Here is a 1,207-nt window from a genome sequence, read left to right on the forward strand (position 1 = left end):
CTCCTGGAGTGAATGGCGAAACCATAAGCGATATATTAAAAATTGAAAATGAAATAGTAAAACGAATTAAATATGATTTAAAGGGCAGATACACACCAGGAATGGTAAAAAGAGTAGAAATTCCAAAGGGAGATGGAGAGTTTAGACCATTAGGAATACCTAATATCTATGATAGACTAGTACAACTATGCTTTAAACAGGTATTAGAACCAATAGTTGAAAACAGTTTTCACAAATATTCATTTGGATTCAGAGCAGAACGTAGTGCAGAACATGCGATAGCAACTTGTTATCACATGGTAAATATAGCGAAACTGCATTTTGTTGTTGACGTAGATATAAAAGGATTTTTCGATAATATAAATCATAAAAAGTTGATAAAACAGCTTCAACGGTTTAAATCTATCGATAAGAAAACTTTATCACTGATAAAATGTATGTTGAAAGTGGAAACTATACTACAAAATAAAGAAATTATTCAATCTGAGAAGGGAACTCCTCAAGGTGGAATACTTTCACCACTCTTAGCTAACATAGTTCTAAATGAACTAGATTGGTGGATTCACAAACAATGGTCGGGAATAAAAACTAGAAGAGAATATTCTTCTGTTGGGAAAAAAGAGAGAGCCTTGAAAGGTACAAATTTAACTGAAGTTAGAATTGTTAGATACGCAGATGATTTTAAACTCTTTTGTAGAGATAGAGGCTCTGCGGAAAAGATGTTCAAACTAGTTAAAATATTCTTAAGAGATAGATTGAAATTAGAAATTTCTGAAAAGAAATCAAAAATAGTAAATCTAAGAAAAGAGTACAGCGTCTTTTTAGGAATAAAATTCAAAGCTATTAAGAACAGAAAAAGATTAACTGCCAGGTCACATATATCTGACAAAGCAAAGAAAGCTATTTTAACCTTAATTAAACAAGAGGTAAAAGACCTTCAAAAGAGACGAACTGCCCAGCAAGTCTATAAATTTAATTCGGTAATATTAGGAATCCAAAATTATTATCGCATGGCTACAATGGTAAATAGAGATTTTAGTAAAATTGGCTATATAGTTAGGAATCCTTTAGAAACAGAATAGGGAAACCTTCTGACAAAAAGTATAAAAAGTATAAGCTCCGCTATAAAGGGTACAACTTTAAAGTATGGAACGTAGCAAGCACTACAGTTTTCACGCTACAAGCTATAAAGTTTAAAATACCTAAA

At 31.4% G+C, this 1,207-nt stretch carries 1 protein-coding gene; it reads left to right on the forward strand.

Annotation, left to right across the window (positions count from 1 at the left end):
• On the forward strand, positions 1-1,082 hold a 1,082-nt coding region (gene ltrA, locus ACRCZX_RS01785), incomplete at its 5' end, for a group II intron reverse transcriptase/maturase (protein WP_438581232.1).
• Positions 1,083-1,207: the final 125 nt, after the last annotated feature.

The organism is Cetobacterium sp., assembly GCF_051658645.1.
In the GTDB taxonomy this organism is placed as follows: Bacteria; Fusobacteriota; Fusobacteriia; order Fusobacteriales; family Fusobacteriaceae; genus Cetobacterium_A.